The 6,022-nt window shown below is 64.2% G+C and carries 9 protein-coding genes; 6 read left to right on the plus strand and 3 right to left on the minus strand.

The annotated features are described in order from the left end of the window. On the minus strand, positions 1 to 149 hold a 149-nt coding region (locus WBF82_RS10775; RefSeq protein ID WP_424383034.1), incomplete at its 3' end, for an SDR family NAD(P)-dependent oxidoreductase. A gap of 88 nt (positions 150 to 237) precedes the next feature. On the opposite strand from WBF82_RS10775, the gene WBF82_RS10780 reads away from it, so the two are divergent. Genes WBF82_RS10780 through WBF82_RS10800 form a run of 5 tightly spaced genes read left to right on the plus strand, consistent with a single transcriptional unit; the run spans position 238 to position 4,034 of the window. Beyond that, positions 238 to 1,323, plus strand: coding sequence for a dihydrodipicolinate reductase (locus WBF82_RS10780; RefSeq protein WP_424383026.1), 1,086 nt, complete (start codon positions 238 to 240; stop codon positions 1,321 to 1,323). After that, on the plus strand, positions 1,320 to 2,138 hold the full coding sequence (locus tag WBF82_RS10785) for a glucose 1-dehydrogenase (RefSeq protein ID WP_424383027.1): 819 nt from the start codon (positions 1,320 to 1,322) through the stop codon (positions 2,136 to 2,138). The genes WBF82_RS10780 and WBF82_RS10785 overlap by 4 nt, the downstream gene beginning before the upstream one ends. Beyond that, entirely contained in the window at positions 2,135 to 2,638 is a 504-nt protein-coding gene (locus tag WBF82_RS10790) for a VOC family protein (RefSeq protein ID WP_424383028.1), read from the plus strand. Before WBF82_RS10785 ends, WBF82_RS10790 begins: the two co-directional genes overlap by 4 nt. Continuing rightward, entirely contained in the window at positions 2,635 to 3,408 is a 774-nt protein-coding gene (locus tag WBF82_RS10795) for an SDR family NAD(P)-dependent oxidoreductase (RefSeq protein ID WP_424383029.1), read from the plus strand. Before WBF82_RS10790 ends, WBF82_RS10795 begins: the two co-directional genes overlap by 4 nt. After that, a complete protein-coding gene (locus WBF82_RS10800; protein ID WP_424383030.1) occupies positions 3,405 to 4,034 on the plus strand; it encodes a TetR/AcrR family transcriptional regulator in 630 nt (209 codons plus the stop codon). Before WBF82_RS10795 ends, WBF82_RS10800 begins: the two co-directional genes overlap by 4 nt. On the opposite strand, the gene WBF82_RS10805 is transcribed toward WBF82_RS10800, so the two are convergent. Together WBF82_RS10805 and WBF82_RS10810 are read right to left on the minus strand one after the other, a co-directional pair. Continuing rightward, positions 4,014 to 4,391, minus strand: a complete 378-nt coding sequence (locus tag WBF82_RS10805; RefSeq protein ID WP_424383031.1) for a thiol-disulfide oxidoreductase DCC family protein — start codon at positions 4,389 to 4,391, stop codon at positions 4,014 to 4,016. The two genes, WBF82_RS10800 and WBF82_RS10805, sit on opposite strands and share 21 nt — an antisense overlap. Next, positions 4,369 to 4,806, minus strand: coding sequence for a hypothetical protein (locus WBF82_RS10810; RefSeq protein WP_424383032.1), 438 nt, complete (start codon positions 4,804 to 4,806; stop codon positions 4,369 to 4,371). Before WBF82_RS10810 ends, WBF82_RS10805 begins: the two co-directional genes overlap by 23 nt. Positions 4,807 to 4,932: 126 nt before the next feature. Between WBF82_RS10810 and WBF82_RS10815 the strand changes: the two genes are divergently transcribed. Beyond that, positions 4,933 to 6,022 (plus strand): DUF3556 domain-containing protein (locus WBF82_RS10815; RefSeq protein ID WP_424383033.1); only part of this gene is annotated, 1,090 nt, incomplete at its 3' end.

A 6,022-nucleotide genomic window follows, 5' to 3' on the forward strand; every position in this document is an offset into this window, starting at 1 on the left:
TCTGCGTCGATGCCGGGGATGGTGTCCAGCGGTGAGCGCGAGCATCCGACGACGGTGGCACCGGCGCGCAGCAATTCATGGGCGATGCCGACACCCACGCCGCGGCTGGTTCCGGTGACGACCGCGACCTTGCCGTCAAGGATTCCCACGCTCCGTCCCTCCCGTATTGTTGACAGTGCCTGCCAATTGGTCATACCCTGCCATGCAGGCGTCGACATGTAAAGGGCAGGTGTGCGCGTGGGTAGTCGGTCCAAACTTCGTGTCATTCAATGGGCAACCGGAGGTGTCGGCAAAGCCGCCATCGAATGCGTGCTGAACCATTCGCAGCTCGAGCTGGCCGGATGTTGGGTGCACAGCCCGGACAAGAACGGGCGCGACGTCGGCGAGATCCTCGGCACTACCGCGCTGGGCGTTGCCGCCACCTCCAGCGTCGACGAGGTGCTGGCCACCGATGCCGACTGCGTGGTGTACAGCCCGCTGATCCCCAAAGATGAAGAGGTCGTTGCGATCTTGCGGTCCGGCAAGAATGTAGTGACCCCGGTCGGCTGGGTGTATCCGGATATGAGCAACCCTGCTGTCCAGGCGATCGCCGACGCTGCGCTTCAAGGGGGCGTGACGCTGCATGGTTCGGGGATACACCCAGGCGGCATCACCGAGCGATTCCCGCTCATGCTGTCCTCGCTGTCGTCGGCGGTCACCCACGTGCGGGCCGAAGAATTCTCCGACATCCGGACCTACAACGCCCCGGACGTCGTGCGCCACATCATGGGTTTCGGCGGCACCCCCGAGGAAGCGATGCAGGGGCCGATGGCCAGCCTGCTCGAGGCGGGCTTCAAGCAGTCGGTGCGAATGGTCGCCGACCACATGGGACTTCGTATCGATCCCAATATCAGCACCATTCAGGAGATCGCGGTGGCGACCTCCGACATCGACTACGACCCGTTCCCGATTACCGCGGGAACCGTTGCCGCGCGCCGGTTCCGCTGGCAAGCCCTGGCCGACGGACAGCCGGTCATCACGGCGGCGGTCAACTGGCTGATGGGGGAGGAGAACCTGGAACCGGATTGGAATTTCGACGGCCGCGGCGAACGCTTCGAGGTGGAGATCACCGGCGACCCCACCGTGAGCCTCACCTTCAAGGGGCTGCAGCCGCCATCGATAGCCGAAGGGCTGAAACGGAATCCGGGCGTCGTGGCGACCGCCAACCATTGCGTCAACGCCATCCCCGATGTGTGCGCCGCCGAGCCGGGCATCAAGACCTACCTGGACCTGCCGCTGTTCGCCGGCCGTCCGGCGGCCAACCTCGCGGCGGCTAACCGGTGATCCTCGACGCGTTCCGTCTCACCGATCAGGTCGCGATCGTGACCGGCGCCGGCGCCGGGATCGGTCGCGAGATCGCTGTGGCGTTCGCCGAGGCCGGCGCCGACGTCGTTGTCGCCGCACGTACCAGCTCCGACCTCGACAACACCGTCGCGCTCATCGAACAAACCGGTCGCCGCGGGCTGGCCGTGGTCACCGACGTAATGGTCGATGACGATCTCGCTCGGCTGGTATCAATCACCGTCGAACAATTCGGGCGGCTGTCGATCCTGGTCAACAATGCCGGCGGCACACCACCCCGGCCGGCGATGCAGACTTCCTCGCGATACCTGACTACCGCACTGCATTTCAACGCCGTCGCACCGTTTTTGCTCAGCAAGTTCGCCGCCCAGGCGATGGTCGACACCAACGGCTCGGGATCCATCGTCAACGTCTCGTCGCGATCGAGTGACATGGTGATGAGTTGCATGGTTGCCTACGGCGCGGGCAAGGCGGCATTGAACATGGTGACCCAGAACATGGCGGCCGAACTCGCCCCGCTGGTGCGCGTCAACGCGATCGGTGTTGGCGGTGTCGCCACCCAGTCAATGGACTTCGTCATGTCCGACGACACATTGCGGACCCAATTCGAATCGAACACCCCGATGGCCCGCATCGGCGCTCCTCGCGACATCGCCGCTGCCGCACTGTATCTCGCGTCGCCTGCCTCGTCGTGGGTCACCGGTGTGATGCTGCGCGTCGATGGCGGCACCACCAAGCCCGCCATCGATCTGCCCGCACCGGCACTGCAACCGGCCGGCCGACAGGATCCGTCGTGACAGACGCTGTCCTGAGCGACGTTTCGTTCTGCCACCTGGTCATTGGAGTGACCGATATGGATCGCGCGCTGGCGTTCTACCGCGATCTGCTCGGCATGGATGTGGTCTTCGAAAGAACGATCTCCGGCGAGCCGTTCGATGCCGTCTTGCACGCCAGAAACAAGCAGGAGGGCAGGGTAGCAGGCGGCCTGCTCGGTGGATTGATGGTGGAGCTGCTGTCGCTTGGCGCCAAACCGGCCACGGATAAGCCGACCCGTCGCGGGATCGTCGGCATTCAGAACGTGTCGTTGTCGGTGACCGACCTGGACGACACCCATCGCCGAATCAGCGGCGCCGGCTACCAGCCCGAGCAAGAGCCTTTCGAGATCGGCGGCGTCCGAATGTTTTTCGTGAAGGATCCGGACGGGACGCCGGTGGAGTTCATCGAATTGCCGAGCGGCGCACGCAGCACCTACGAGTTGTACCGCGGCGTGCAGTTGCATCTGGGACCGGTCAAGTGAGCTACACCCACCCCGATTCGATGCGCGGGCAGGTCGCGATCGTCACCGGCGCCGCCCAAGGTGTTGGCAAGGGCATCGCCGCCGCGCTGCTCGAACGGGGGGCAGCGGTGCTGGTGGTCGATATCCAAGACGGCGTGCTGGCGGCGACAACCGCCGAACTCGCGGCAGCCGGTCGGGTCGAGAAGCTGGTCGCCGATCTGCGGGTTCCCGACAGCGCCCAGCGGATCGTCGCGGCCGCCGTCGATGCGTTCGGGACGGTACATGGTCTGGTCAACAATGCGATAGCCACCAACGAGCCAAAGGCATTCGTCGACATCACCCCAGAAGATTTCGCGCTCGGCCACGACGTCGGGCCGCGAGCGACCTTTCTGCTCATGCAGGCGGTGCACCCGCTGATGGTCAAGGCGGGCGGGGGATCGATCGTCAACCTCGGTTCGGGGACCGGCACCGGCGGCGAACCCAAATGGGGCGGTTACGCGGCCGCCAAGGAAGGCATCCGCGGGCTGTCGAAAGTCGCTGCCCTGGAATGGGGGCGCGACAACATCCGCGTCAACGTCATCTGCCCGTTCGCCGAGTCCGACGGCGTCAAACTGTGGAAGCAACACGCCCCTGACGATTACGCCAAAGCGGTGGCACGGGTTCCGATGAAGAGGATCGGCGACGTTCGCACCGACGTCGGCGCCCTGGTGGCGTTCCTGCTCAGCACCGACGCGACGTTCATCACCGGGCAGACCATCCAGGTCGACGGCGGGATCGGCTCTTTCCGATGACCGGCGATTCGTTGCGGGATCGTCAGCGCGCACAAATCAGGGCCGACATTCGGCGAGCCGCATTCCGGCTGTTCATCGAACGCGGGTATGACGCGGTGACGACCGAGGAAATCGCTGCAGCCGCTGGTGTTTCACCGCGCACCTTCTTCCGGCACGTCCCGACGAAGGAGGAGCTGTTGCTTGCGCCGGTTCGTCATGGCGGCGCGGCGATCGTCAACCTTCTCGAACAGCGGCCCGCCGGCGAGTCGCCGGATGTCGCGCTGATCAACGCCATCATCGTCCGGACCAGGTCGTTCGACCAAGCCGACTGCGAAGAATGGCGCGAGGCCCTGCTGGTGGCTCCCGATCTGCTCGACAAGGTCACCTTGCACACGCCGGCCGACAAAGAGCGGGCGACGAAGCTGATCGGCAACCGCATGGGGGCTGACCCAGATGTCGACATCCGGCCTGGCCTGCTCGTCCAACTCGGCTTTACCGCAGGTGATTTCGCCTTCCGTCAATGGGTGCGCCAGTCGACCAAGAAGCCGCGGTCCCTGGACCGCTACGTCACCGAAGCCCTCGAGGCGATCAAGAGTCCGCACTGGAAAAGGAAGCGCTCCTCCCGCTCAGCAGGCGCTCGGGTGTGACTGGCAGTACGGGGTAGTCCCGGGAAAGCGATACCGGTTCGCGGCCACCCATCGGTAGATGGCTTCCTCGATGAATCCGACACCGGGAATCCGGTAGATGATTAACGGGATTCGGGTGCCGATCGCCGCCGACAGGGCGGCGTTGGCGGCCTCTGCGCCGGAGTAAACGGCACCCGACGAATCCAGCCAACGCACCGAATCCAGCAATTCCGACGGCGAAATACCCAGTCGCTGCGACGTTCCCGGACTTTGCAACGGTTCGGTCTGCAGCTGGCCCGTGCGATCGAGTCTGTACAGCAGCTCCACCGACCGCGTGCACATTCCGCATGCGCCATCAAAGAACAGAATGCTGGGCACGGTTCACCTCCCGCATCCCGACGATCCCGAAGGCGACGGCGGTGCCGATCTCAGCGAGGGCACTGAACCACGAGAACCACGTTACGTTGATGTGCGGCAGCGATATGTAGCTGTCCTGGTAGCCGGGCAGGAACGTCGGCAGCAGATGCGCGTACGTGAATCCCAGCGCGCTGCCGAAGCCGACCCCGATTGCCGCCAGCGGCGCGCGCGGGCGAGACATCACCACCATTGAGACGGCCAGCACGATGAATAGCCCCTGCACCATGCCGGCCGCCATGATGAACGGTGGCGACGCCGACATTCCGCGGCGCAGATGGTCCAGGCCGTGCACGCCAAAGCCGATCACGAATGCGATTGCGGCCCAGGGCAGCCATTGAATCGAGTTGTCCTGTTGCTGCTCGATCTGTTCGATCATCACGATCACCGTCCGTCGATGAGCTGTGGGTGACGAAGCCTGCCTGCACTCTCCGTTGTACTACTACGATGAGTAGTAGTCAAGAACCGGACCCATCCGGCTAGAACACGTTCTAATCTTGCCGCCATGGGATTTCTCAAACAGGACACTCCGCAGATCGACTTCGAGGAGTGGAGCAAAGGCACCCGCGCCGAGAAGATCATCCCGATGGCCCGGCACTGGGCGGAGGTCGGCTTCGGCACTCCGGTAGCGCTGCATCTTTTCTACGTCGTCAAGATCGGCCTGTACATCTTGGCGGCGTGGCTGCTGGCGTTGACAACCACGGGCATCACCGGGTTCACAAACGTCGCACACTGGTATGCCGAGCCGATCGTGTTCGAAAAGGTCGTGCTCTTCACCATGCTGTTCGAGGTGGTCGGACTGGGCTGCGGCTTCGGTCCGCTGAACAACCGGTTCTTCCCGCCATTGGGCTCGATCCTGTATTGGCTGCGGCCCGGCACGATCCGGCTGCCACCATGGCCGGGTCGCATACCTTTGACCAAGGGGGATGAGCGGACTCCGGTCGATGTGCTGCTGTACGGCGCACTGCTGGTGCTGCTCGTCATCGCGATCTTCTCTGATGGCACCGGGCCGCGCCCGACGCTGGGGACGACGATCGGCGTGCTGCCGTCCTGGCAGATCTGGGCGATACTCGGCGTGCTGGCGGTGGTGGGTCTGCGCGACAAGGTCATCTTCCTGGCCGCCCGCGGCGAGGTGTACGCCTCGTTCACGGTCGCCTTCCTATTCGCCGGCTACGGCGTGGACATGATCTTGGGCGCGAAACTGGTGTGCCTGGTGATCTGGATGGGCGCGGCAACATCCAAGCTCAACAAGCACTTTCCGTTCGTCATCTCGACGATGATGAGCAACAACCCGGTGTTTAGGCCACGGTTCATCAAACGGAGGTTCTTCGAACACTTTCCGGATGACCTGCGTCCGGGCAGGGCCTCGCGCTGGCTCGCGCATTTTTCCACCGCGATCGAAGGGCTGGTGCCGCTGGTGTTGTTCTTCAGCCACGGCGGCTGGCCCGCCGCGATCGCCGCATTCGTCATGCTGTGCTTCCACTTTGGCATCCTGTCGTCGATCCCGATGGGCGTGCCGCTGGAGTGGAACGTCTTCATGATGTTTTCCGTGCTGGCGCTGTTCGTCGGCCAGGCCTCGGTCGGGTTGAGCGACC

This window comes from Mycobacterium sp. (assembly GCF_049673265.1).
In the GTDB taxonomy this organism is placed as follows: Bacteria; Actinomycetota; Actinomycetes; order Mycobacteriales; family Mycobacteriaceae; genus Mycobacterium.

Bases quoted from the DNA above. Each gene is read 5' to 3' on its own strand.
- WBF82_RS10810 (WP_424383032.1), bottom strand. From the start codon at position 4,806: ATGATCGAACAGATCGAGCAGCAACAGGACAACTCGATTCAATGGCTG.
- WBF82_RS10800 (WP_424383030.1), top strand. From the start codon at position 3,405: ATGACCGGCGATTCGTTGCGGGATCGTCAGCGCGCACAAATCAGGGCC.